General features: G+C 43.3%; 24 protein-coding genes. 10 read left to right on the forward strand and 14 right to left on the reverse strand.

The window, feature by feature from the left end:
* The first annotated feature begins 63 nt into the window (after positions 1–63).
* Complete coding sequence (locus tag NKI27_RS14105; RefSeq protein ID WP_265046673.1) at positions 64–879, forward strand: glucosaminidase domain-containing protein; 816 nt, start codon at positions 64–66, stop codon at positions 877–879.
* A 42-nt stretch (positions 880–921) separates the two neighbouring features.
* Positions 922–1290, forward strand: coding sequence for a YkvA family protein (locus NKI27_RS14110; RefSeq protein ID WP_265046674.1), 369 nt, complete (start codon positions 922–924; stop codon positions 1288–1290).
* Positions 1291–1313: 23 nt separating this feature from the next.
* Here NKI27_RS14110 and NKI27_RS14115 read toward each other — a convergent pair whose 3' ends face one another.
* The 3 genes from NKI27_RS14115 to NKI27_RS14125 form a co-directional block, all read right to left on the reverse strand.
* A complete protein-coding gene (locus NKI27_RS14115) occupies positions 1314–4106 on the reverse strand; it encodes a LuxR C-terminal-related transcriptional regulator (RefSeq protein WP_265046675.1) in 2793 nt (930 codons plus the stop codon).
* A gap of 145 nt (positions 4107–4251) precedes the next feature.
* Positions 4252–5616: a DUF1329 domain-containing protein gene (locus NKI27_RS14120; protein WP_265046676.1), complete on the reverse strand. Its 1365-nt coding sequence runs from the start codon at positions 5614–5616 to the stop codon at positions 4252–4254.
* A gap of 38 nt (positions 5617–5654) precedes the next feature.
* The gene (locus NKI27_RS14125) at positions 5655–7535 is read right to left on the reverse strand and encodes a DUF1302 domain-containing protein (protein WP_265046677.1); all 1881 of its coding nucleotides are present in this window, start codon (positions 7533–7535) and stop codon (positions 5655–5657) included.
* A 368-nt stretch (positions 7536–7903) separates the two neighbouring features.
* Between NKI27_RS14125 and NKI27_RS14130 the strand changes: the two genes are divergently transcribed.
* Positions 7904–9088, forward strand: coding sequence for a thiolase family protein (locus NKI27_RS14130; protein ID WP_265046678.1), 1185 nt, complete (start codon positions 7904–7906; stop codon positions 9086–9088).
* Positions 9089–9249: 161 nt separating this feature from the next.
* Here the strand turns inward: NKI27_RS14130 and zapE are convergent, their stop codons facing one another.
* The gene (gene zapE, locus NKI27_RS14135; protein WP_265046679.1) at positions 9250–10359 is read right to left on the reverse strand and encodes a cell division protein ZapE; all 1110 of its coding nucleotides are present in this window, start codon (positions 10357–10359) and stop codon (positions 9250–9252) included.
* A gap of 211 nt (positions 10360–10570) precedes the next feature.
* On the opposite strand from zapE, the gene NKI27_RS14140 reads away from it, so the two are divergent.
* On the forward strand, positions 10571–11056 hold the full coding sequence (locus NKI27_RS14140) for a YhcB family protein (protein ID WP_265046680.1): 486 nt from the start codon (positions 10571–10573) through the stop codon (positions 11054–11056).
* A 188-nt stretch (positions 11057–11244) separates the two neighbouring features.
* On the opposite strand, the gene NKI27_RS14145 is transcribed toward NKI27_RS14140, so the two are convergent.
* From NKI27_RS14145 to NKI27_RS14190, 10 genes are all read right to left on the reverse strand, one after another.
* Positions 11245–12006 carry a Nif3-like dinuclear metal center hexameric protein gene (locus NKI27_RS14145; protein WP_265046681.1) on the reverse strand — a complete coding sequence of 254 codons (762 nt, stop codon included), beginning with the start codon at positions 12004–12006 and terminating at the stop codon, positions 11245–11247.
* A 41-nt stretch (positions 12007–12047) separates the two neighbouring features.
* A complete protein-coding gene (gene hisD / locus NKI27_RS14150) occupies positions 12048–13379 on the reverse strand; it encodes a histidinol dehydrogenase (protein ID WP_265046682.1) in 1332 nt (443 codons plus the stop codon).
* A 119-nt stretch (positions 13380–13498) separates the two neighbouring features.
* Positions 13499–14128 carry an ATP phosphoribosyltransferase gene (hisG, locus tag NKI27_RS14155; protein WP_265046683.1) on the reverse strand — a complete coding sequence of 210 codons (630 nt, stop codon included), beginning with the start codon at positions 14126–14128 and terminating at the stop codon, positions 13499–13501.
* A gap of 36 nt (positions 14129–14164) precedes the next feature.
* Entirely contained in the window at positions 14165–15427 is a 1263-nt protein-coding gene (gene murA / locus NKI27_RS14160; protein ID WP_265046684.1) for a UDP-N-acetylglucosamine 1-carboxyvinyltransferase, read from the reverse strand.
* 61 nt (positions 15428–15488) lie between these two features.
* Positions 15489–15728, reverse strand: coding sequence for a BolA family protein (locus NKI27_RS14165; RefSeq protein ID WP_265046685.1), 240 nt, complete (start codon positions 15726–15728; stop codon positions 15489–15491).
* A 150-nt stretch (positions 15729–15878) separates the two neighbouring features.
* Entirely contained in the window at positions 15879–16184 is a 306-nt protein-coding gene (locus NKI27_RS14170) for an STAS domain-containing protein (RefSeq protein WP_265046686.1), read from the reverse strand.
* A gap of 32 nt (positions 16185–16216) precedes the next feature.
* Positions 16217–16924 (reverse strand): MlaC/ttg2D family ABC transporter substrate-binding protein, encoded by a 708-nt coding sequence (locus NKI27_RS14175; RefSeq protein WP_265046687.1) that lies wholly within the window; start codon positions 16922–16924, stop codon positions 16217–16219.
* A gap of 30 nt (positions 16925–16954) precedes the next feature.
* Entirely contained in the window at positions 16955–17404 is a 450-nt protein-coding gene (gene mlaD / locus NKI27_RS14180) for an outer membrane lipid asymmetry maintenance protein MlaD (RefSeq protein ID WP_265046688.1), read from the reverse strand.
* A gap of 65 nt (positions 17405–17469) precedes the next feature.
* Entirely contained in the window at positions 17470–18252 is a 783-nt protein-coding gene (gene mlaE, locus NKI27_RS14185) for a lipid asymmetry maintenance ABC transporter permease subunit MlaE (RefSeq protein WP_265046689.1), read from the reverse strand.
* Positions 18233–19051 (reverse strand): ATP-binding cassette domain-containing protein, encoded by an 819-nt coding sequence (locus NKI27_RS14190; protein WP_406802488.1) that lies wholly within the window; start codon positions 19049–19051, stop codon positions 18233–18235. Before NKI27_RS14190 ends, mlaE begins: the two co-directional genes overlap by 20 nt.
* A gap of 219 nt (positions 19052–19270) precedes the next feature.
* Here NKI27_RS14190 and NKI27_RS14195 point away from each other — a divergent pair, with 219 nt between their 5' ends.
* From NKI27_RS14195 to NKI27_RS14220, 6 genes are all read left to right on the forward strand, one after another.
* Positions 19271–20224 carry a calcium/sodium antiporter gene (locus NKI27_RS14195; RefSeq protein WP_265046691.1) on the forward strand — a complete coding sequence of 318 codons (954 nt, stop codon included), beginning with the start codon at positions 19271–19273 and terminating at the stop codon, positions 20222–20224.
* 150 nt (positions 20225–20374) lie between these two features.
* Complete coding sequence (locus NKI27_RS14200) at positions 20375–21349, forward strand: KpsF/GutQ family sugar-phosphate isomerase (RefSeq protein WP_320109430.1); 975 nt, start codon at positions 20375–20377, stop codon at positions 21347–21349.
* Positions 21350–21417: 68 nt separating this feature from the next.
* Positions 21418–21984: an LPS export ABC transporter periplasmic protein LptC gene (gene lptC, locus NKI27_RS14205; protein ID WP_265046692.1), complete on the forward strand. Its 567-nt coding sequence runs from the start codon at positions 21418–21420 to the stop codon at positions 21982–21984.
* Entirely contained in the window at positions 21971–22540 is a 570-nt protein-coding gene (lptA, locus tag NKI27_RS14210; RefSeq protein WP_265046693.1) for a lipopolysaccharide transport periplasmic protein LptA, read from the forward strand. The genes lptC and lptA overlap by 14 nt, the downstream gene beginning before the upstream one ends.
* Positions 22537–23262, forward strand: a complete 726-nt coding sequence (gene lptB / locus NKI27_RS14215; RefSeq protein WP_265046694.1) for an LPS export ABC transporter ATP-binding protein — start codon at positions 22537–22539, stop codon at positions 23260–23262. Before lptA ends, lptB begins: the two co-directional genes overlap by 4 nt.
* 187 nt (positions 23263–23449) lie before the next feature.
* Positions 23450–24976 (forward strand): RNA polymerase factor sigma-54, encoded by a 1527-nt coding sequence (locus NKI27_RS14220; RefSeq protein WP_265046695.1) that lies wholly within the window; start codon positions 23450–23452, stop codon positions 24974–24976.
* Positions 24977–25123 lie beyond the last annotated feature (147 nt).

Consider the following 25123-nt stretch of genomic DNA (forward strand, 5'->3'; position numbering starts at 1 on the left):
TGCCTTATACTACAACATATAGGCTATACCATTCACCCCAATAAAACAGGCACGCCAAGTAATATGCAGACAGCTACAACACGTATGATACCGCTATCTTTTTTCACTATTTTGGCGTCTTTCTTTTTTTTCGGCACTCAAGTTGCTCCCACCAAAACAGAACAAACAGCATCGCATAACACCGCAGAGGAGAGGCGTAACCTCAAGAAACTATCGCACAAACCATTACCCAACTTCGCAAGCATCCAAAACACACAAGAAAAGAAACAGCAGTTCTTCGGCTACTTAATGCCGATAGTCGAGCAGGTTAATAATGAGGTGCTGATAGAAAGAACTAAAATCCTTACCTTGATGCAAAAACCATCACGCTCCAAGAGCGATAAAGCATATCTAAAAAAAGTCGCTAAGAAATATCGCGTCAACGCCAATATTACCGACCGCAACGTATTCTTTAAGCATTTGCTTCGCAAAATTGATCAGATCCCCCCTTCTCTGGTTTTAGCTCAAGCAGCTAATGAGTCTGCTTGGGGCACCTCTCGATTTGCAGTTAAAGGGAATAATTTATTTGGTCAGTGGTGTTTCTCTAAAGGCTGTGGTCTTGTACCTTCTCAACGGGATGGAGGTGCTTCTCATGAAGTGGCTAAATTCGACTCCGTCTACAACTCTGTAGAAAGCTATATTCTTAACCTAAATCGACACACTCAATATGCAGAACTACGCGCTATACGGCTTCAACTCAGAGATAATAACAAGCCTGTAATGGGTATTCAGCTAGCCAGCGGGCTTGTAGGCTACTCTGAAAGGGGTGATGAGTATGTTGATGAAATACGATCGATGATTCGCTTTAATAATCTGTCATCACTCGACAAAAATAGCTAAGATGGCAGGCTTACAATCCAGATTTAAGCGTTAGGCGGCACTATGTCCAATACAGAAAACAACGAAAACAACGAAAACACAACCATTCAAGAAAAGGTTCCTGAGAGATCGTTTTGGAAGAAAATTAAACATAATGCGTCTATGGCGGGTTACGAGGCCGTTTATAATGCATTTATACTTTACTATACTGCCAGAGCAGAAGAGACACCCCTATGGTGCAAAACCGTCATTGCAGGCGCGTTAGGGTACTTTATCAGCCTTATAGATGCGATACCTGATCTAACTCCTATTTTAGGTTATACCGATGACGTAGCCGTAATGGTCGCAGCGATTGGCGCTCTTGCCGCCCATATTACGCCCGAAATAAAGCAGAAAGCCAAAGATAAGTCGGACCAACTGCTTAAGAAGTAACCTCTAGCATTCCTATAACGCCATCACAGCAAACCAAGCTGCCTTGCTTTTACGATCGCTTGAGTACGGCTTTTAACACCTAGTTTATTGTTGATTTTACGCGCATGTGTTTTGACTGTATGCAGCGAGATAAACAGCTTATCTGCGATATCCTGATTAGAAAGGCCTTGGGCGATAAGCTCTAAAACGCCTTTCTCACGTTCACTAATAGGGTCCTCTAGTGTCTCTTCAAGCTGCTTTTGAGTTGCCAACTGGTTAACACCACATAAAGTGGCAACAGCGCTTAAAAATGACTCAGACCCTGAATCAGAAACAGACATAATTTCTGATATGATCAGTCTAATGTCTTTCGCAAGATCCCAGAACGGGCTTAACCAGCTTTCTACTTCGGCCTTTTGTATGGCCGAGCGCATTGCCATTAATGCACGATCGGGCTTATTCCCTTTTCGATACATGATGGATTGGTAAATCAATATATAAATCGAGACCACACTATTTGGGGCTCGATTTTTTTCGATTCGCTGCAACTCTGTTAGCTGCTCAAATGCCCTTACCGTATCTCCCATCTTAATAGACAAACGAACATCGAGTAAGTCACGGGAGCCTGGTAACAGCGGAAAAACATCCGCTACCTGTCCGTCTTGCTGCTGTACTTTAAGTTCTGTTAATGCAATTTTGGCACGGTCATAATTTCCCTGTTCAATCCATAACATCGCTTTAATAACACTGAGTGCAGAATAGTAGCTAATGTCATCAATTTGCCAAACGCGAATAAACCGCTCAGCTCGATCAATTACGCTAAAACCTAACTCAATATCGCCCGCCCCTTTGTGGAGCATGGCCTTTATAATGTAGGAGTAAAAAGCGCCAATATCATTACTTCTTTCGGCTTCTCGCGTTGTAGCATTCACTACCCGCTCCGCGTCAAGTAGTTTTCCTTGATGCATTTTTACCAATGCCCAATATACCTTTAATCGCCCCTCGGCTATATTATGGAGGTCATAAATTGATGAACCGCTGAGTTCAAGTCCTTGTTTCACCAAGTTTGAGACTCTATTAAGGTAACCTCGCGCTAATTCAATTCTGGCAGAATCATATAACCCCAGCATCTCGAGCTTAATATCGTTGTGCTCTCGCGATATTAAAATAGCGTCACGATTGGCCTTTTTTGCATCATCAAAATGCCCAACCAGGCTATAACTGTTGGATATAATCAGGTGACATATAACTCGAACCGCCACCCTATCTTTATGCAACTGTTCCAACGCCTCACGAGCCAAACTCAAAGCCTTCTCAGCATGACCACGTGACTTAGCAATAAACGCTTTAACCGCGAGTAATTCTGCTTGGATACTAGTGTTTCGGTCAACGAGGTCAAACGGTAAACGCTCTATATAACTCACGGCTTCGTCTATTCGAGAACAAGCCATTAACGTCCAAAGGTAAATAATAGACTTTCTACTAGCAGGGTCTTGTCCTTGCTCTAAAATTTTCTCACGAATGCCTAGTAGCGTTGCCATATTTTGATCTAATAGTGACACATTAGATAACGTGAGTAATAGCGATAATACTCGGCCGGTGTCTTCTGATTTAATGGCATATTCAATAGCATCAGACACCATTTCTTGCGACTCAAACCAAACTGATGCCGCTGTAAATATTTCTGAATATGAGCAGACTTCTTTTGACGTTTGAATCTCAAAAATGACTTGTTTGAGTAGTGGGTGCGGGCGGTACCAGACACCTTTTTCATTTAACGGTTCAATAAAACCGAGCTTATTTGCGAGATGCTCCAGCCATTCACCGCCAACAAAACTGCCTAGTAAATGTGAGCAAAGATCAGCACACCAATAGTCAATTACACTCAACTGACACAAGCAATTAAGTTCTTGCTCCGTTAACACGCAAAGTACTTCATTGCAGAAATACTCTTTAATATACCCGACCGAGGCAGGCAAAACGACTTCAGACTCTAATCCCTTACTCTGAAGTGCTATTGATAATAAATGCAGGCCCGCGCTCCACCCTTCACACCGCTGAGAAAGCGCTTGTATGACTTCGGATTCAATAGACGTTGGCAGTAATTGATTTAATAACCGAACCGTTTCTGCTTCCGTCAATTGTAGGTCTCGTACTCCGATTTCTGTTAGGCTTCGTTCTAAGCGGAATTTAGTAGTTGATAGCTCTGTTGGCTGACTTGAGAGAATAACAACCGATAAGTTTCTGGGCGCATGGGTTAATAGCGCTTCAATAAATCGCTTAACCTGGACGGTCTGAATACTCTGAAAGTTATCTAAAATAATCATTAGCGGGTCATCAGTGGCCTCTATCTTGGACACTAACTGAACCACTAATTTTTCAGCGACGGTTTCATTCCATCGGCAAGCATGAACATCTAATAACGCATATAACGCTTCTTTTGCCTTGTCATCAAGAATACATGAGAGGCTTTCTATCAGATAACTACACAATCGAATAATATCGTTATCACGAACATCAAGGGTCAACCAGGCAACGCTTTCAACATTATTTTCACTGTGTTGCACCCAATAGCTCAACAATGAGGTTTTTCCATACCCTGCGGGGGCACAGACAATACTTAAGTGAGAAGACTTAATACGTTGAAGGTATTTATCAAGCCGACCTAAATGAGTGTAATGCTGATTTAAAGAAGGAACGATGACTTTTTTACGTAAAAAAGACCGCCCTACTGCTGATGAAGAAAAGCCATCATGAATGATGTGATCTAACGATTTTGACGCAGACTCACTGGCATCATCATTAGCCGCCGACGTTTTATTGAAACTTGCCTTCACCCAAACCTCATTAACAAAGTATCTAGCTTACCCTAAAATAACAGTGAGCTAATGTAATACAAGTTGAGAGTTAAAAGCAAAAAAAGAGGCCGGATATTATCCGGCCTCTTTTTTTGACTGCGCTACGTAATCTAAAGGTGATAAATTACCGCTTACCTGCTCGCCTCAAGGCTGCGGGAGTGTAATCTTGTGAAGATCTTTCAAGATTAAATTCATAGCTCTTTTCTTGCTCGTTATTTAAGCCGTTAACCAAGTATCGCCCTGACAACAAGTCATATAATGTTTCAACTGTGTACCAAGGTACTTGCTCGCCATAGAAACTCATATTATGCGCTTCAGCAACTCGCCATAACTCACCACGACCGTCATAATGATCAATAACAGTTGCCTGCCATGTATCTTCATCAATATAGAACGTACGCTTAGCATAAATATGGCGCTGACCTTCTTTCAGAGTGGCTTCTACAACCCACACACGGTGTAACTCATAGCGCGTTAGCTCTTGGTTAATATGACCCGCCTTAATAATCTGATCATATTTCAAGTCAGTTGAATCTAGCTTGTAAGAGTTATAAGGAATATAAACCTCTTTTTTACCCACTAGATTCCAGTTATAACGATCTGGGGAGCCATTGTACATATCAAAGTTATCAGATGTACGTAACCCATCCGACGCAGTACCTGGTCCATCATAAGCAACCTGAGGGGCACGACGTACTCGACGCTGACCTGCGTTATAAATCCAAGCTCGACGAGGCTCTTTTACCTGATCAATCGTTTCATGCGCTAAAAGCACATTACCCGCCAGTCGCGTAGGCGCCTGTATGACCTGTTTAAAGTAGAACAACACGTTTGGGTCTGTATTTGGATCATAATCCTTCAATGATGTACGCCATGTAATCTCATCAAGGAACTGAACAATACTATAATTTCCGTTTGCTAATGGGGTTGCTTGTCCAATCGTTCGACGTACAGAGCCACCACGGTAACGGGTGATATGATTCCATATAACTTCCAAACCATTTTGAGGCATTGGAAATGGCACAGCGACCTCAAATGGAGTTAAACCATTGCCACCCTCAATCATTTCAACAGACGTTGCATTGGCCTTTGCCGCATCATATACAAACTGTGGGTAAGCCGAAGATCTGCGCGTTTGATAAACAGGCAACACATAATCAGAATACTTTGTCATCATGGCTATTTGGCCTGGTGACATTTTATCCTTGTACTGCTCCATATTGCCCTTATTGATGGTGAATAATGGCTTATCATCTGGAAACGGGTTTGGAAGACGGTCACCCGTTTTCCATCCTGCGGGAACTGTCGTATAGCCTCCAGTCCACTCAGGAATAGTGCCGTCGGCATTGCCCGCTTTTTCTGCCCCTATAGGCGTAAGCTCAGTCCCTAATTTGGCCGCATCCGCCTCCGATACCTTTGCTGAGACAGCTGTTGCCAACAAAGAGAGCGTGATTACACTACCTGCTAGAATTCTTTTTCTTAATTTCATCGATAGACCTCTTTAAACCGAAACAGTTACCTTGTTTATTAGAATGAGTAGGCAACACTAACTGCAATGTTGTCCCGGTCGTTTAATAAGTTGTAAGGGCCACCACTAAAGTAGCTCGTGTAACTGACATTGGCTGAATACTGATTCAAATATACCGCCTTAAGAGCTAAACCGATCGACATACGATCCTCAATAAAGTTTCCGCCTGGCTCTGGCGCGTAACCTTTAACATCATGAGAAAACGATAACGTTGGTGTAAGGTTTACACCTGCATATACATCATTGTAATCAAGTGCAGTTCGCAAACGGTAACCCCAAGAGAATGATGTGGTATAACCATCATTATTACAGTTACGTGAGTTCAAGTTTTGTACCGGACCGCTCGTACAAGTGCCATAAGCAGCCCAAGGAGTCCCATCAGTTGCTGCCGTAGTGCTACCCGTCAAATCAAATGCACCGATCCCGTATGTGCCAGCACGACCATAGCGAGCATCCTTTTTATCAGGAAGTCCATGGATATAAGTACCACCCACCTCACCAACAAACGTCATTCGACTCGCGCCTGCCACTTGATCAAAGAACTTAATCACCGTCATTTGAGCTTGCGAAACACCAAACTCATCATAACCTGGCAACGTTTGGCCAAATAGTTGAGTTTCATCGCCACCATTTTTAGCCACTTCTCGCTGGTACAATAGACTGCTCGGTACAGCTAAGCCGCCATGAATAAGCTCAAATGAGTTCCACTGAATCGGTAAATCTTTTTTATAGCTAACTTCACCACCAATAGAATAACCACTTTCAGTACTGGTATTAAAGCTCACACCGACCATCTGAATGCCTTCTGGGTAGTCCATAAAGTATTCAGGGAAGTTATCAGATCCGCTACCCCCTAGGCCAGGATCAGAAGCAACAACACCACTAATAAGCGGCACACGGCTATGATACTGAACAAAATAAAAGCCTAATTCTGAGTCATTCAATTCTGGTACATACCAACGAACGGCTAAACCAAACTGATCAGTATCATCAGCTTCTATATCTGCGTTTCGGCCTGCGTATAACCCTTGGCTGTATGCTTCACCGTCAGGCAACTGTCCCGCTAATAAAACAGGGCCACAACCGTTGGGTGCAAAATCGGCGGTAGAGAAAAACGTACCGCAATCTTCGATCTCTGTTTTTTCCCACTCTAATTGTAAAAAGCCTTCAACTGTTACGTTTTCAGTCAAACCAATCGATGAGTAGAACATATTGACGGGCAGCAATGCCTCTTTAACTTCTGCACCTGGCGCTCTGATCGCACCCACGTCAACCGGGTTGATGACGTTAATTCCATTAAAGATAAATGTACTCTCACCCCAACTAAGAACCTGTCTACCTAAACGCATATTCAATGGCATGTTGCCAATTTCAAAGTCAGCCCATACATATGCATCTAAGAACTCACCACCCGAGGCATTTTTATCGCCTTCTGAACTAAGTTGGCGACGCTGACCTGCGCCATCTAACGCCATTGCTTCATCTTTAAGTTGGAAATCGTACCAGTAGCGACCTCGAACGAAACCACCAAAATTTTCGTAGCTTAACAATAATTCACTGGTGCCTTTTACTCGGTTCGAGTAAATGTCGCCTTTATCAAAGTTCCAGTTACCATCATCGTAGTTGTTGGTTGATGCACCCGTTGTAGAGCCTATGTATGGGTTAGACCCCATAGGAGCCAAGTTACCTTGTGACAACTGTCGAGTATCACGATCTTCTAATCGCCAGCTCACACCTGCAGATAATGTAGTGTCAAAACTCGCCTCTACATCCCCCATGTAAAATTGAAATGCACTCGCTGGAGCCGACACAGAAGCCGCTACCGCTACCGCCAATGGCAGCTTGGCCAGTTTGTGCCATCGTTGTGTGTTTTTTGTCATCGAACGCTACTCCGTCAATATTTTTATTTGATACGCTGCAATACTTGTTTTAGTTATCTAACTTTTTTATCAGTTGTCGCACTATAGCTAAGCAAAATACAGATTCTTATCAGTCAAAAGTATGATTTAGGTATGATTACCTATTTATTAACCTGAATTACAGTGTTTGGGACCTAAGGCAACTATAGACGCTAATTTAAGATTCAACCAATTTTAAATCTGATTTTTTTCAGCCTGTTAGCAGGCAAAGCTAATAATTTTTGTGCAGCGATATATATTCCGGTTTCAGCTCAACCACTAATAAAGGTAAAATAGATTTTATAGTTTATCGAATTACCCCTTAACAGATGAAATAACGAGGCTTTGATATGTCAGTAGATAACGTCGTAATAGTAAGCGGGGCAAGAACCCCAATGGGCGGGTTTCAAGGAAACCTTAGCAGTATCAGCGCTACAGAACTGGGCTCAGTCGCCATTAAAGAGGCGGTAGCACGCGCGGGTATCAGCCCTGAAGACGTACAAGAAGTCATCATGGGTAACGTATTACCGGCAGGATTAAAACAGGGTCCTGCCCGACAAGCCTCTCGGCAAGCGGGTCTTCCTGACGCTACAGGCTGTACCACTATCAATAAGCTTTGCGGCTCTGGTATGAAAGCAGCCATGCTTGCTCATGACCTAATCAAAGCAGGCACAAACAAGACCATGATTGCAGGCGGCATGGAAAGCATGTCAAACGCACCTTATATTTTGCTAAATGCTCGCAAGGGCTACCGTATGGGGCATGGTGATAAAGCAATGGATCACATGTTTCTCGACGGACTAGAAGATGCCGAAACCGGTCGACTAATGGGGTCTTTTGCCCAAGATGTCGCCAGCCAAAAAGGTTACACCCGTGAAGAAATGGATACTTACGCCATTAACTCTTTGCGTCGTGCACAAAAAGCTATCGATGACGGATCTCTCGAGCAAGAAATCGTGCCCGTTACCGTTAAAAGCCGCAAGGGCGAAACGGTTGTTAAGGATGATGAGCAGCCTCATAACGCAAATATTGAAAAAATTCCATCGTTACGCCCCGCATTTGCAAAGGACGGGACCATTACCGCCGCTAATGCGTCCTCTATTTCTGATGGAGCATCTGCTCTCGTATTAATGAGCGAATCAGAAGCCAAAGCCAAAGGGTTAAAGCCACTTGCACGTATCGTTGCGCATAGCACCCAATCTCAACATCCTTCTGAATTTACTATTGCCCCTGTAGGCGCAATTGAAAAGCTGTTAGAAAAAGCAAACTGGAGCATAGAAGATGTTGATCTTTTTGAGATCAATGAAGCTTTTGCGATGGTCGCGATGATGCCAATTAAAGAACTAGGATTAGACCCAGAGAAGGTAAATATTCACGGTGGCGCTTGCGCACAAGGTCACCCTGTCGGCTCTACAGGGTCTCGCCTATTAGTGACGCTTATGTACGCATTGAAGCAGTACGGCAAAAAGCGTGGCGTTGCAGCATTGTGTATTGGTGGCGGTGAAGCTACAGCCATGGCGATTGAGTTGATTTAACGGGTTAAATACTCATCAGTTTCAGCTTAGGTAGTATTCGCTGAAACTACTTCGCGCCAAAGTGGTGCTTCTACAAGGAATATCGCATACATTTTGTGTATTTGTAGGAGTGTCACTTTGGCGTGAATGTATTTACCGTATTGACTTAATATAGAAAGTAATCAAGGTTTATGCGGTGCCTCTAGGTACTCTTGAGATTGCATCTCAAGCAATCGACTTTCGGTTCGTTCAAATTCAAAGCTGAGACGCCCTCCACGATATAGCTCATGTATTGCTGCTTCAGCAGAAATAATAACTTTTACATTTCGATCATAAAACTCGTCAATCATATTAATAAATCGTCGAGCCTGGTCATCAGTGTCTCCACCCATAACCGGTACATCGCTCACTAACACCGCATGAAATTCGCGTGCGAGTTCTATATAGTCATTTTGGCTTCTTGGACCATCACATAATTCTTTAAAGTCGAACCAAACAACGTCATCTGAGTGCTGCTTTGCTGTCAACTGACGCCCGTTTACATCCAATGCTAAACCATGAACACCCGCTTCAAGAGCAAGATTGTTGTAACTCGTCGTCAAGCTATTATTGGCTTGCTCACCTAGCGGAAAATGGTACAACTCTGCTTGTTCTAGTGAGCGAAGACGGTAATCTGTACCACCATCTACGTTAACCACTATAGTGTGCTCTTTAACCAACTCAATCGCAGGTAAGAATCGAGCGCGCTGTAATCCATCCTTATACAGTCCATCTGGAACGATGTTTGAGGTACATACTAGCGAGACACCGTTTGAAAATAGCTCTTTCATCAAGCCCGCCAATATCATTGCATCACCGATATCAGTCACAAAGAATTCATCAAAACAAATAACCCGTGCTTCATCACTGAAGCGCTTAGCGACATCAACCAACGGATTAGGGCGACCCTCTAATTCAGCAAGTTCTTTATGGACACGCTGCATAAAGCGGTGAAAGTGAACCCTCATTTTTCGCTCAAAAGGTAAACTTTCAAAAAAAACATCCATCAAATACGTTTTTCCACGACCCACTCCACCCCAGAAATATAATCCTTGTATAGGGGCTACTTTCTTTCGCTTAACTTTAGCCGCCATTTTGGCAAGCCGCCCGTGCTTTTTACCTTTCTCTGCTTCCACCAGCTTTTCATAAAGCGCTTGAAGATGATTCACTGCCGTTTCCTGCGCGGAGTCACGCATAAAACCGCTATTCTGCAAGTCATGTTGGTACTGTTTAATCGGAGATAGATGGGGCATTCGAATAATTCTCTTTCTTAAAAGGGCTGTTCAGAATTTCGGGGCGCATATTTTGCCTTTTATCACCCGTAAACGCCAATTTTTCAAAAAATAAGGAGCAACAAAGGTTAAAAATTCATGATTATAATATTTGCCCGTTAAACACTAACAATTGTCCTGATGATTGGGCTAAAATAATTATTCGATGCAAATTATTAAGGTGTAAATAACAATGAACGAAATGGAAAACTACGTTGCTATAATCATCATCGCATTTCTATCAGGCGCTATTTTAGGTGTACTTATTTATCGATTGGTTAAAGGTGACGGCGGGCGTAGTAAAAGAGTCGAACAACAAATGGATGACCTTCAACAAAAACATACTCGCTACCAAGCACAAGTGAGCGACCACTTTGTTCAAACTGCCCAGCTTTTTAATCGTTTGAATGACGATTACCGAGAGATACATAACCACTTAGCAAAAGGGGCAACCGAGCTTTGCAGTGAAGATAATGCAAATAACTTACTCAACCTTGCAACTCAAGCGCCCGACGCCCCCGTAATAGATCATCATGACGATATCAGCGAAATTGAAGATATGTATGCAGAGCCTCCAAGAGATTATGCCCCTAAGTCGAATAATGACAAAGGCACACTTTCTGAAGCGTTTGGGCTGAAAGATAAGGAAGAAGATAAAGAGAAAAACAAAGATGCCTAACTAACACTTATCAATAAGGCCCTCTACAGTCGCCCTTGCGAAGGCGGGGGTTTATATCTCTTTAAAGAATGGATTCCCGCCTTCGCGGGAATGACCAGTTGGAGTCAGAATGAGTGCGCTAGAAGCAGGAGTGGCTGTAGTCGAAACAAAAATGACATCGACATCAGCATAAACATTATTACAGTACGTTAAACCGGGTTATCAATATCTACAAATTCATGCTCAAGACCAAACTCTTCAGCTAACCTTTTACCTAAAGCCATTGCCCCACAGCGTTCTGTAGCATGGTGGCCAGCGGCAAAATAATGTACTCCACTTTCTCTCGCTATATGCACGGTCGGCTCTGATATCTCGCCACTAACATAAGCATCTACTTTAGCCGCTATCGCTTTTTCAATATAACCCTGGGCCCCTCCAGTACACCAGCCGACACGTTCAATCAACTCTTCGTCGTTATTAGTAATCACTTGTGGGGGGCGGCTGAGCTTTTGCTGTAATAAATCTGCAAACTGCTTAACCGTGATAGGCTGCTTAAATCGCCCTACGAGACCAACACTGGGTTTAGCCTCAGGGTCTAACGGTCCATCAACGGATAATTCAAGAAGCTCAGCAAACTGAACGTTATTGCCTAGTTCGGCATGAACATCTAAAGGGAGGTGATAGGCAAGCAAACTCATATCGTTTTCTAATAACGCTTTTATGCGCGCCCTTTTGATACCTACAATAGTTGGCTGCTCGCCCTTCCAAAAATAACCATGATGAACCAACAATAAGTCAGCCCCTCTTGCAATAGCCTCATCAACCAGAGCTTGACTTGCAGTGACGCCAGATACAATTTTTTTTACTTCGCTTCGACCTTCAACCTGCAAGCCATTAGGGCAATAGTCAGATATAGGGCGTTCTAACATTAACTTATTAGCGAACTCAACAATTGCATCTAACGTTGCCATTTAAACTCCAGTTTCTCTTTCTAATATGACGAGATCTACGTTTATGATTCGTCTTTTATTCTATATTCTGCAGAGCGCGCATGTGCGGTCAGACCCTCACCTCGGGCCAGTATTGAGGCTACCTTACCCATTTCGCTTGCACCATCTGCTGAGAACTTAATAATAGAAGATCTCTTTTGAAAGTCATAGACTCCCAAAGGTGACGAGAAGCGCGCTGTACCCGATGTAGGCAATACATGGTTTGGCCCAGCACAATAATCACCGAGCGCTTCTGCGGTATAACGCCCCATAAAGATCGCACCGGCATGCCTAATCTCTGGCAATAATGCATCAGGGTCTTCAACAGATAACTCTAAGTGTTCAGGCGCAATTCGATTACTCACAGCTATCGCATCAGATAAATCCTTCACTTGAATAAATGCAGCACGCCCTTCAATTGAGGCTTTAATGATATCTTTTCGTTCCATCGTCTGAAGCAGCTTATCAATGCTTTCTTGAACCTGATCTAGATACTGCTTATCTTGAGAAATCAAAATCGATTGAGCATTTTCATCATGCTCAGCCTGCGAGAACAGATCCATCGCAATCCAATCGGGGTCCGTTTTTCCATCACAAATTACTAATATTTCAGAAGGGCCGGCAATCATATCAATACCTACCGTACCAAACACTTCTCGCTTCGCGGTTGCGACGTAAATATTTCCAGGCCCTACGATTTTATCTACCGCCGGTACCGTCTCTGAGCCATAGGCTAACGCTGCAACAGCTTGCGCACCGCCAATTGTAAATACCCGATCAACACCACTAATTGCAGCAGCAGCCAATACAAGTTCATTAACCTCACCTTTAGGTGTGGGCACCACCATAATCAACTCTTTTACACCTGCAACCTTGGCTGGGATAGCGTTCATCAATACTGATGAAGGATATGCCGCCTTACCACCAGGCACATATAAACCTACTCGATCCATCGCGACTACTTGCTGACCCAAAACCGTACCATCTGCTTCAGTATAATTCCAAGAAGACTGTATTTGCTTCTCGTGATAGCTACGCACTCTATCTGCAGCAGTCTGAAGCGCTTGTTTCTGTTCTGGTGTGACTTTATCGAGTGCTTCAATCAGTCGTTGTTGCGAGATTTCTAATTCAGCCATCGAACGGGCATCAACACTGTCGAAGCGTTGAGTGTATTCTAGTATCGCAGCATCTCCCCGCCCCTTTACGTGCGATAGGATATCTTTAACCACCTCGTGCACTTGGTGGTCCGCAGCTTCATCCCATGCTAATACTTTACTTAACTGCTCATCAAAAGCTGTATCCGATGAGATGAGTCGAGTTATGGATACTCCAGTCGTCGTACTTTTATCATTCATGAGGGCGGTACCTATCAAGGAAATCTAATATAAAATAAACATTAAATCATCAGGCCAAGCGGTTAGCAGGCCTGAAGTAGAATCGAGGCATATATTGAACAACAAGTGAAGCAGTTAAATTACTTAACCGCTTCAGCTAATTGATCAATAATAGATTGAATATGATGGTGTTTCATCTTCATTGAGGCGCGATTAACCACCAAACGAGAGCTGATATTATGAATAAGCTCACGAGGCTCAAGCCCATTTGCTTTTAAGGTATTGCCTGTATCAACGATATCAACAATTTCATCAGCTAACCCTAAAATAGGAGCAAGCTCCATTGCGCCATAAAGCTTAATAATATCGGCCTGAATACCCTGTCGAGCATAATACTGTTTAGCCAAGTTAACGAACTTAGTAGCGACCTTTAGACGCCCTTTAACTGGCTTCGCACCGGTTTTAGCGGCCGTCATCAAACGGCACTCAGATATTTTCAGATCTAGAGGCTCGTAAAGGCCATCAGCCCCGTGCTCCATTAATACATCTTTACCCGTCACGCCCATATCTGCACCGCCATACTGAACGTAAGTAGGCACATCGGTCGCTCTGATAATAATCAATTTAACCCGACTATCCGTCGTATCAAAAATCAGTTTTCTGCTTTTCGATATATCTTCTAAAGGCTCAATGCCGGCTGCCGCGATCAACGGCAGAGTTTCTTTTAATATCCGCCCTTTGGACAAAGCAATTGTCAGCGTATCGCTCATGTAACTCTCTCAATCTCTATAAACGTGTATTATTGGCTAACCTGGAAGGCGTCTTATTTTCGCACCCAGCAACTGCAGCTTCTCTTCGATACACTCATATCCACGGTCAATGTGATAAATGCGCTCAACATAGGTCTCACCTTTAGCTACTAGACCTGCAATGACCAAGCTCGCAGACGCTCGAAGGTCGGTCGCCATAACCGGTGCACCGTTTAGGCGATCTACGCCATTAATAATCGCCGTATTGCCTTCTAAACGAATTTGAGCACCCATTCGATTTAGCTCATGGCAGTGCATAAAACGATTTTCAAATATAGTTTCAGTGACGGACCCAGTGCCTTCGGCTACTGCATTCAGCGTAACAAACTGCGCTTGCATATCAGTAGGAAATGCAGGGTAAGGTGCGGTTCTTATATTAACGGCTTTTGGGCGGTTTCCTTTCATATCGAGTTCAATCCAGTCTTTACCGGTTGAGATATGAGCACCCGCTTCTTCAAGCTTAAGCAATACTGCCTCTAATAAACCTTCTCGTGTATCTTTTAGTTTAACCCGCCCTCTGGCAGCGGCAGCGGCAACAAGATAAGTCCCCGTTTCAACACGATCAGGTAAAACCTCATAGTGACAGCCATGTAACCGGCTAACACCGTTTACGATAATAGTGTCTGTACCATGGCCTGTTATATCTGCGCCCATCGCGATCAGACATTCTGCCAAATCAACAATTTCGGGCTCTCTTGCAGAGTTTTCAAGGGTTGTTTTACCATCAGCTAGGGTCGCAGCCATTAGCAAGTTTTCGGTACCTGTCACCGTCACGGTATCCATGAAGATGTGAGCACCTTTTAATCGGCCATTAGTAGACGCTTTTATATAGCCGTCTTCTACCACTATATTGGCGCCCATTGCTTCAAGTCCGCGGATATGAAGGTCAACCGGTCTACTTCCGATTGCACAGCCACCCGGTAACGATACTTCAGCCTGCCCAAAATGAGCCAGCATAGGCCCTAACACTAAAATCGAGGCCCTCATGGTTTTTACGAGTTCATACGGCGCAGTAAAATGCTTAATAGTATTAGCATTAACTTCTACGCTCATTTTCTCATCAATTAAGACTTCAACCCCCATACGACCTAATAACTCGATCATGGTGGTAATGTCATGTAAATGCGGCAAATTACTCACACTAACAGGCTCATCGGCTAATAGTGTGGCCGCCAATATTGGCAGCGCGGCATTTTTAGCACCTGAAATACGTATTTCACCATCTAATTGCTGACCACCGGTTATGACAAGCTTATCCACGAGACATCCTGATTTTAGTTGTAGTTAAAGTAATGAGGAATAACGATTCCACAAGCTGAGTCTAGCTAACCTTTTGCCATTCTGCAGGCGTATACGTCTTCATAGTGATCGCATGAATGGTACCGTCTGCGATATATGAGTTAAGACATGCATAAACTGTTTGCTGTCTTTTCACAGAAGAAAGACCTTCAAACACTTCACCAACAATAGTCAACTGAAAATGATTGCCTTCACCTGCTACTTTGACCTCACAGCCCTGAAGCGACTCAGTAAGAATTTTTGCTACGTCTTCTGCTTGCATTGCTTAGCCTTTATCTACTTTCATTAATATTGAAAATTAAGTCTACATGGTCGTATCGAGTGTAATGGGATACAACTATAAGACGAAAATACGCCATGATACCGAAAAGCAAGTCGCTAAAGAAGACAAAAAGAAAGAATCTGCTCAGCTTTAAGCAGATTCAAAAGGCAGTATCAACTCCAAACCACTCACTCTTGCCATATCGAATAACTGACTCGGAAGATGAGCAATTGTTAAAGACACATTATTATGCTTAGCAAACCGTAACCAAGACAGCAGCAAAGAAAGCGTAATGGTATTTGCTGAACTCAACCTCGCCAAGTCAATTATACCTTTTGACGCCATTCGACTGATGATAGCTTCACCGTTACTTCGTATAGATACAACATTATCAGCAGTAACATCTCCGACAAGCATTAACGTGTCAGTATTTAGGGCATTTACCTCAGCAACCATTTAGACTATCTCCATACCTTTACGACATTGATTTATTGCGCTGAAGCGTCAGCGCTCTCAACATCTATTTGAGCACTCCAACTTTCAATCACTTTATCTATATCGCCTTGCTGTGTTCTCATTTCTTGACTAAAACGATCTCTAAAAGCTAACCCTACATTAACGCCGTTGACAATCACATTCTCAAGCATCCACTTGTTGTTTTTGCCATAGTTCATTGAATAAACAACAGGGTACTGATTACCACTCGCAGAGGTTACAACGAGATTCACCGATGCTTTTTTATCACTACGAGGATTAACCATCACGTCTTCGACACTTATTTCAAACGCACCACTTTCGACTAGCGCTTTAGAATAGGCTACATATAAGCTTTGCTTAAACGAATCTAGAAACCTAGCGCGTTGGTCTTTGGTCGCCGTTCTGGCATTCTTACCCATCACACGAGCAGCAATTCGTTTAAAATCGACCAACTTACTTAATGCGATATCCATTTCACGGTAAAATCGCTCAGGATTTTCATCATACGTCGCTTTTTCTTGATTTAGCTTTTCAACTAACTGAGACGTACTATCTTCGACAATCTTTTTTACGTCACTCTCAATGCTGCCTGCCACAGCAATCGAGCTAAACAAAACAGACACTATTAAATACTGAGTCAACCGCATAAAACTAGCCATCATGATAACGCTACTCCACCAATCAAAAATGCAAAAGCCAATCAAAAATGCAAAAGCCAATCCACCTGGCCTAATGACAACAAATTCCCGTTACTTTCCTGACGCAAACGTACCGATTAATTTCTCTATATTCAATGCCGACTGCGTATCAAAAATAGTATCTCCATCCACCAAATACTCTTCATCAGCACCCACGCTAATGGAAATATATTTCTCACCCAATAAACCAGCCGTTTGAATCGCAGCATTACTATCGGTCGAGAGGTTATCAACGGAGCCGTCTATTTCCATTTCAACCAATGCCATATACGAGGCTTTATCAAGTATGATATTGCTGACCTTACCGATAGTCACGCCCGCCATCGAAACTTTACCTCTAACAGTTAAACCACCTAAGTCATCAAACTGGGCGTAGACTTTATAGGTTTCTGTATCCATTTTAGTCGAGAGGCCACTCACCTGAAAAGCCAACGCAGCCATTGCACCAATGCCAGCTATAATAAATAGCCCGACCATAATTTCTATTGTCCGGTTATACATTTTTACTCCGATGTCGATATATCTGTCGTACTATAGAATAAAGCTAACTTTATCACAGTCATCTTCTAAAATGCTGTGAACATCACAGCGGTTAACACAAAGTCTAACCCGAGCACTGCTAGTGATGAATACACTACCGTTCTAGTCGTAGCAGCACTAATACCTTCTGACGTTGGAACCGAGTCATACCCTTGAAAAACAGCAATCCAAGTGCAAACAAAACCAAATACAATACTTTTGATCACGCCATTAAGCACATCATCATGAAAGCTAACAGATGATTGCATGTTCGCCCAAAAGGAACCTTCGTAGACACCGAGCCAGTTTACACCTACCAGCATCCCTCCCCATATACCGACCACACTGAAAATCATCGCAAGTAGCGGCATTGAAATAAATCCCGCCCATAAACGGGGGGCAATCACACGTCTCAATGGGTCAACGCCCATCATCTCCATACTGGTCAACTGCTCTGTCGCTTTCATCAGCCCTATTTCAGCAGTCAATGCCGAACCTGCGCGCCCAGCAAATAGTAACCCTGTAACAACGGGGCCTAATTCTCGCACGAGCGTCAGCGATACCATCTGGCCAATCGCTTGCTCTGAGCCGTAATCCACCAGAATGTTATACCCTTGCAGCCCAAGCACCATGCCGATAAATAACCCCGACACGATAATAATAAGCAGGGATAGCACACCCACAGAATAAAGTTGCTTGATGAGTAATGGGAAGCCATTTCTGACATCCGGAATTCCCACCAATGACTGCATCAAAAACACACCAGAGCGCCCTAATACAGAAACTGTATGAATACCCTGCCGACCTAATTTACGTAAATAATCTAGCACTATCACTCCCTTGCAATAAATCAGAACGGTAATCAGAAGCAGGGTAATGAAAGGGTACAGGACCATCTGGTAACCCTTGTAGAAACTGTTTCACAAGCGGCGAGCCGTTTGCTTTTAATTCACTAGGCTCGCCCTGACCAACCACTTTACCATCTGCAATAATACAAACATGATCACTAATACTAAGTGCTTCTGGTACATCATGAGAAACCAACACACTCGTCATGCCTAAAGCATCATTTAACAGTCTAATTAACTGCACCAGAACACCCATTGCAATGGGATCCTGTCCTGCAAACGGTTCATCATACATAACTAATGAGGGGTCGAGTACAATCGCCCTAGCAAGCGCTATACGTCGAGTCATCCCGCCAGACAACTCTGAAGGCATTAAATCTCTTGCACCGCGAAGCCCTACGGCATGCAATTTCATTAGCACAATATCGCGAATCATTTCTTCAGGTAACTTAGTGTGAACTCTAAGAGGAAAGGCTACATTTTCAAAAACAGTCAAATCAGAAAATAAGGCGCCACTTTGAAACAGCATACCGACGTTTTCTCGGGCAATATAAAGCGCTTTTCTCTTAAGGCTCAAAAAATCCTGACCATCGACAGTGATAGAGCCTTTTTGAGGTTTTAACTGAGCACCAATCAACCGTAATAATGTTGTTTTTCCTGAACCACTAGGGCCCATAATAGAAGTGACTTTGCCCCGAGGGATATCTACATCAATATCATTAAATATGAGTCGATCCCCCCTAGCGAAAGACATTCCTCGTATTTCAATAAAGTTACTCAAAACAATCATCCTAATCTTAGACTTGTATCGCTGCAGCGAAGTCTACATTAACTAACAGGTTATTTAATCAAATATTTCTATCTATTGGCGCAAAGGTTTCAAATGCAGACATTTTTATAATTTGTCATTGCAAGGTGACAACAAGTTCAGCACAATTCACGCCATAACTGTAGACTCAGTCACTAAATAAGCTAACTGCACACATTTTGAGAAGATTTCATGATTTTATTTTTTGCCGGCATTATTGCAGGATTGATCGTATTGGTATGGAGCGCTGACCGGTTCGTTAACGGTTCGGTTGCCACTGCGCGAAACCTTGGCATGTCTCCCATGATGATAGGTCTAACCATTGTAGCCTTTGGTACTTCCGCCCCCGAGATGATTGTTTCAGGTACAGCCGCACTTGCTGATTCAAGCAGCCTTGCCGTCGGTAATGCTTTAGGTTCAAACATTGCCAACATTGCACTGGTGCTTGGTATTACCGCATTAGTTTCCCCTATCCCACTCAAAGCCATGGTACTTAAAAGAGAGTTCCCTGTATTAGTCGCCGCAACACTGGCTGTCACAGTTCTGTTTCTAGATAACCATCTGGGCGTATGGGACGGCATCATCATGATAGTCATTCTTGCGATCTCCATGTATTTTTTAACTCGCAATAACTTAGACGCACCAGAACTCGCTGAAGAAGTTGCGGAAGTCCCAGAGACCAGTACACCTAAAGCCATATTTCAATTGACCATTAGCCTTGCACTTTTATTGGCCAGCTCAAAACTATTGGTCTGGGGTGCCAGTGGTGTCGCGCGAGACCTCAGTGTAAGCGAGCTTATTATCGGGTTAACCATTGTCGCCATCGGCACAAGCTTACCTGAACTCGCGGCATCTGTAGCGAGCGCACTTAAAGGGCATCATGATATTGCGCTTGGCAACATTATCGGTTCTAACTTATTTAATTTATTAGCAGTTTTGCCAATACCTGCACTATTAAACCCTGTCACGCTTGGCCGTGAAGTATTGTTACGTGATTACAGTATTATGCTAGGGCTAACCATTTTTCTCGCTGCTTCAGCTTACCTAATGATGAAAAAAGGCTATCTCGGTCGTGCTCTCGGCGGTTTTTTACTCGTTGCTTATGCAGCCTACCTAGCACTTTTATATGTCTCGTTAGGCGTCTAATTTGTAACTTTCACGTCACTAGTAGCCCAACGCACTGTTGCACCTAGGCATTAAATATTATTAACGAGAAGCCAACTATAAACTTTTGAGCCAAAAGTAAGTTACACTCTCATTATTACATTACTTTTTACAAATTTTCTGGGTATTAGAATGGTAGACTCTGCTAACTTTATCGAATCAGCAAAACGCGCCATCGAAATTGAACGAGATGCTATAACAGAACTAATCGGTCGTATTGACGCATCATTTGCCAAGGCCTGCCAACTACTGCTTGACTGCAAGGGTCGCGTTGTCGTGACAGGTATGGGCAAGTCAGGCCATATTGGTAAAAAAATAGCCGCAACACTTGCCAGCACCGGCACCCCTTCATTCTTTGTACACCCTGGAGAAGCAAGCCATGGTGACCTAGGCATGATTACAGCCAATGATGTAGTCATTGCCATATCAAACTCGGGTAGCACCGCTGAAGTGGTCACCATACTCCCATTAATTAAGCGAATGGAAGCGCCGCTCATTAGTATGACAGGGTCTAAAACCTCAACCCTTGCTCAAGAAGCAGACGCAAACTTAGACGTCAGCGTAGCACTAGAAGCCTGCCCCCTAGGCCTTGCGCCGACCTCCAGCACCACCGCAACCTTGGTAATGGGCGATGCCCTTGCCATTGCACTACTTGAAGCTAGAGGATTTAGTGCTGAAGACTTTGCATTTTCCCATCCCGGTGGAAGCTTAGGCCGACGATTACTCCTTAAAGTGTCTGACATTATGCATGCTGGTGAGAGAATTCCGTCGGTCAAACATAACGTATTACTCAGTGATGCACTGTTAGAAATATCAGAAAAAGGGCTCGGCATGACCGCCATAGTTGATGACAACAATAAGCTTTGCGGCTTATTTACCGATGGCGACCTTCGTCGCTCTCTCGATAAAAATATCGATATTCTTAAGACCCGTATCGATGACGTTATGACACCTAACTGCCGCACTATTTCAGCAGATATTCTCGCAGCAGAAGCGCTTGCTATCATGGAAGACGGAAAAATCAACGGACTTATCGTAGTCGATAAGTCGCAGCAGGTAGTCGGCGCACTTAATATGCACGACTTACTTAAAGCCGGTGTAATTTGATCACCGGCAACTAATTTTTTAGGGTAGTCGTCTACCCTGCTATCAATAACAGGTTGATCGTAAATAACGTGAACAACGAAAAAATAAAAAAGTACGCTATTTTAATCGTTTCGATTTTCGCCACTATTCTAATTATCTGGCAAAATAGCGACAACGAAACACCTCCATCGGCCAATATCATCGCAGACGATGAGGCTGACTTTTTTATCGTTAAAGGTCAATATACGTCATTTGATGAAGACGGAAATCTATCGTCAACAATGAAGAGTGACGAGGCCAAACACTACCCAAAGCAAAATAATGCCATTCTCACAAAGCCCAATCTACTCGTTTATCGAGAAGATAGCCCTCCTTGGCGACTAACTGCTGACATGGGCCAATACGACATGAATGATGAGAATTTAACACTCAACCAAAATGTGGTTATCATCAGAAATGAAACACTAGAGACCCCATGGACACTTAAAACCGAATCGCTGACACTTCTCAATAAGTCACGCTTTATTACTACCAAGCAACCCGTTACTATTAGCGACAAGACTAGCATTCTGGAAGGCGTGGGCATGAATGCTTGGATTGATGAAAAAAAGGTCGAACTCACATCTAACGTACGAGGCTACTATGCCCCAAAATAATCGATATAATTCTCAAAAAAACACTCAAAAAAAATTAAGTCACCCTCTACTAACCTGTCTAATGGCCTCCATACTTGCAGTTTTATCTACACCAGTATTGGCTTTTACAGCAGAAAGTAATGAACCCATCAAAATTCAGTCCGACCATGCCGAGCTAGACGAGCTAAAAGGCCGCTCGATCTATACCGGTGAAGTTGTCGTCACCCAAGGAACTACCCTCTTAACCTCTGATAAAGTCATCGTTTATACCAACAAAGAGGGGCTGATCAAACTAGAAGCATTTGGCTCGCCCGCTAAGTTCACACACCAACAAGAAGGCGAACCTCAACCAACCCATGCATACGGTAAAAAAATTACCTACACCCGCGCTAGCGAGACATTAACACTTGTAGATGACGCTAAGTTAGAGCAAGACAAAAACACCTTTCGCGGGGCTGTCATCGAATACAATACGGTTAGCCGTGTCGTTACTGCAGAAGGTGGAGAAGAGAAATCCCAGCGAGTTGAGATAATAGTTCACCCTGTTAAAAACGATACCGGCGACAAGACAGAATGAAGACATTAAACGCAGACAACCTGGCTAAGAGCTATAAAAAAAGATCAGTCGTTAAAGATGTTTCACTCTCCATTCAAAGCGGAGAAATTGTAGGCCTATTAGGCCCAAACGGAGCAGGCAAGACGACTTGCTTTTATATGATTGTCGGTTTAGTTGAAGCAGACAAAGGTAAAATATCAATAGATGGAGAGGACCTGACCAACCTTCCCATGCATGGCAGAGCCCGAAAAGGCATCGGCTACCTACCTCAAGAAGCATCCGTCTTTAGAAAGCTAAGTGTAAAAGATAACCTAATGGCGATACTTGAGACGCGAAAAGATCTGTCAAAAGCAGAGCGCATAGAAAAAATGGAAACACTTCTGCAAGAGTTTCATATTACCCACATCAAAGATAGCTTAGGCATGAGTTTGTCAGGGGGTGAGCGACGTAGGGTAGAAATCGCACGAGCACTCGCTACGGAGCCTCACTTTATACTGCTCGATGAACCATTTGCAGGTGTTGATCCAATTTCAGTCAGCGATATTAAGCAAATTGTCACACACCTGAAAGAAAAAGGCATCGGCGTCTTAATAACCGACCATAACGTCAGGGAAACCCTTGATATTTGTGAGAAAGCGTATATCGTGAGCGATGGACATATTATTGCTTCAGGAACAGCTGAAGACGTTTTATCAAACCAGCAGGTTAAAGATGTATACCTAGGGGATGAATTTAAATTGTGACCCTTTATCTCGGCAATCACTACTAATTTTTAGATCTCCTTACTAGAATGTTATTAATAGTAAATAATAAAACAACGCACTCAGAAGTGGTTTACACTAAAACGTATACAGTCTATTTGAGTGACGTAATAATAGGGAGACCTTGTTCATTGATGTTTTTGTATAAGGCGGAAAATAATACATGGTCATGAAAGCATCACTTCAGCTAAAGCTTGGCCAACAGCTGACGATGACCCCTCAACTGCAACAGGCAATACGCCTACTGCAGCTTTCTACTCTAGACCTTCAACAGGAGATTCAAGAAGCCCTTGAGTCAAACCCTATGTTGGAAGTTTCTGATGACGATAGAAACAGCTCAGAAAGCACCGACTCTAACGCCGAATCAGATTCAAATACACAGAGTACTTCAGAAGATTTGACCGCCACTGCAACAGAGACGCCTGCTGAGCAAGGTTCCGAAGATATTATGAACTCGGAGGACTGGTCAGATAGCATACCTAATGACTTGCCCGTCGATACAGCTTGGGACGATATATACCCTAACAACGCGCCTTCGGGTCCTGCGCCAGAAGAAGATAGTGACTTTGAGTCTCGAAACAGCGTAGGCGAATCATTGCAAGACCATCTGCTATGGCAACTTAACCTAACGCCAATGTCTGATGTCGACAAGTTAATAGGCATGTCAATCATTGACTCTATTAACACTGACGGCTACCTCTCCAGTACGCTAGAAGAAATATTATCGGGCTTTACCGAATCGTATCAAGATGAAATAGACGCGCACGAAGTAGAGCTGGATGAAATACAAGCTGTTCTCAAGCGCATACAGCATTTTGACCCGCCCGGGGTTGCCAGTAGAGATCTTCAAGAATGCTTGCTGATACAACTCAATCAACTGCCCAGCGAAACGCCTTGGCTTCCTCAGGCAAAGCTAGTTATTAACCACTACCTTAACTTACTAGGTAATCGAGACTACGCTCAACTCATAAGACGTAGCCGTATTAAAGAATCCGACTTAAAGCTGGTCATAAAACTTATTCAGTCACTCAACCCTCGTCCCGGTGAAGAGATCAGTGGCGACACCCCTGAATATGTTATACCTGATGTGGTCGTTAAAAAAGTCAATGACCGGTGGAAGGTTGAGCTTAACCCTGAGATAGCGCCAAAGATACGCGTCAACTCAGGTTATGCATCTCTCGTTAAGCGTGCAGATAGCAGTGCTGACAACACCTATTTAAAAGATCAGTTGCAAGAAGCCAAGTGGTTTATCAAAAGCTTACAAAGTCGTAATGAGACTCTTCTGAAGGTTTCGAGTAAGATCGTTGAACACCAGCAAGGCTTTTTAGATCACGGTGAAGAAGCGATGAAACCGTTGATTTTGCATGACATTGCTGAAGCGGTTGAAATGCATGAATCGACTATTTCGAGAGTAACAACACAAAAATACATGCATACACCTAGAGGCATATTTGAGCTTAAATACTTCTTTTCTAGTCATGTAAGCACCGCTTCGGGTGGAGAATGCTCATCAACCGCAATTAGAGCGATCATTAAAAAGCTAGTCGCAGCCGAGTCAGCGAAAAAGCCATTAAGTGATAGCAAAATTGCGACTATTCTTGACGAACAAGGCATAAAAGTAGCTAGGCGAACCATTGCAAAATACCGTGAGGCAATGTCAATTCCGCCATCGAATGAACGTAAACGACTCATATAGCAGTCATTAGTGATAAACATTTAAAATTAAACGGTTACGGATCAATAAATTGCCCTATTGATATGCTAAGATCAATTAAACATAACGTTAATTCCTACTGAACGTTTGGCGACTCAATTAAAGCAGTATAAAGAAAGAAAAGTGTTA

It is taken from the genome of Alkalimarinus alittae (assembly GCF_026016465.1).
GTDB classification, from domain to species: Bacteria; Pseudomonadota; Gammaproteobacteria; order Pseudomonadales; family Oleiphilaceae; genus Alkalimarinus; species Alkalimarinus alittae.

Bases quoted from the DNA above. Each gene is read 5' to 3' on its own strand.
- NKI27_RS14120 (WP_265046676.1), bottom strand. From the start codon at position 5,616: ATGAAATTAAGAAAAAGAATTCTAGCAGGTAGTGTAATCACGCTCTCT.
- NKI27_RS14130 (WP_265046678.1), top strand. From the start codon at position 7,904: ATGTCAGTAGATAACGTCGTAATAGTAAGCGGGGCAAGAACCCCAATG.
- NKI27_RS14165 (WP_265046685.1), bottom strand. From the start codon at position 15,728: ATGCAAGCAGAAGACGTAGCAAAAATTCTTACTGAGTCGCTTCAGGGC.
- hisG (WP_265046683.1), bottom strand. From the start codon at position 14,128: ATGAGCGATACGCTGACAATTGCTTTGTCCAAAGGGCGGATATTAAAA.
- NKI27_RS14170 (WP_265046686.1), bottom strand. From the start codon at position 16,184: ATGGTTGCTGAGGTAAATGCCCTAAATACTGACACGTTAATGCTTGTC.
- NKI27_RS14200 (WP_320109430.1), top strand. From the start codon at position 20,375: ATGGTAGACTCTGCTAACTTTATCGAATCAGCAAAACGCGCCATCGAA.
- zapE (WP_265046679.1), bottom strand. From the start codon at position 10,359: ATGCCCCATCTATCTCCGATTAAACAGTACCAACATGACTTGCAGAAT.
- NKI27_RS14195 (WP_265046691.1), top strand. From the start codon at position 19,271: ATGATTTTATTTTTTGCCGGCATTATTGCAGGATTGATCGTATTGGTA.
- mlaD (WP_265046688.1), bottom strand. From the start codon at position 17,404: ATGTATAACCGGACAATAGAAATTATGGTCGGGCTATTTATTATAGCT.
- NKI27_RS14125 (WP_265046677.1), bottom strand. From the start codon at position 7,535: ATGACAAAAAACACACAACGATGGCACAAACTGGCCAAGCTGCCATTG.
- NKI27_RS14140 (WP_265046680.1), top strand. From the start codon at position 10,571: ATGAACGAAATGGAAAACTACGTTGCTATAATCATCATCGCATTTCTA.
- NKI27_RS14220 (WP_265046695.1), top strand. From the start codon at position 23,450: ATGAAAGCATCACTTCAGCTAAAGCTTGGCCAACAGCTGACGATGACC.
- hisD (WP_265046682.1), bottom strand. From the start codon at position 13,379: ATGAATGATAAAAGTACGACGACTGGAGTATCCATAACTCGACTCATC.
- NKI27_RS14145 (WP_265046681.1), bottom strand. From the start codon at position 12,006: ATGGCAACGTTAGATGCAATTGTTGAGTTCGCTAATAAGTTAATGTTA.
- lptB (WP_265046694.1), top strand. From the start codon at position 22,537: ATGAAGACATTAAACGCAGACAACCTGGCTAAGAGCTATAAAAAAAGA.
- NKI27_RS14105 (WP_265046673.1), top strand. From the start codon at position 64: ATGCAGACAGCTACAACACGTATGATACCGCTATCTTTTTTCACTATT.
- lptA (WP_265046693.1), top strand. From the start codon at position 21,971: ATGCCCCAAAATAATCGATATAATTCTCAAAAAAACACTCAAAAAAAA.
- NKI27_RS14110 (WP_265046674.1), top strand. From the start codon at position 922: ATGTCCAATACAGAAAACAACGAAAACAACGAAAACACAACCATTCAA.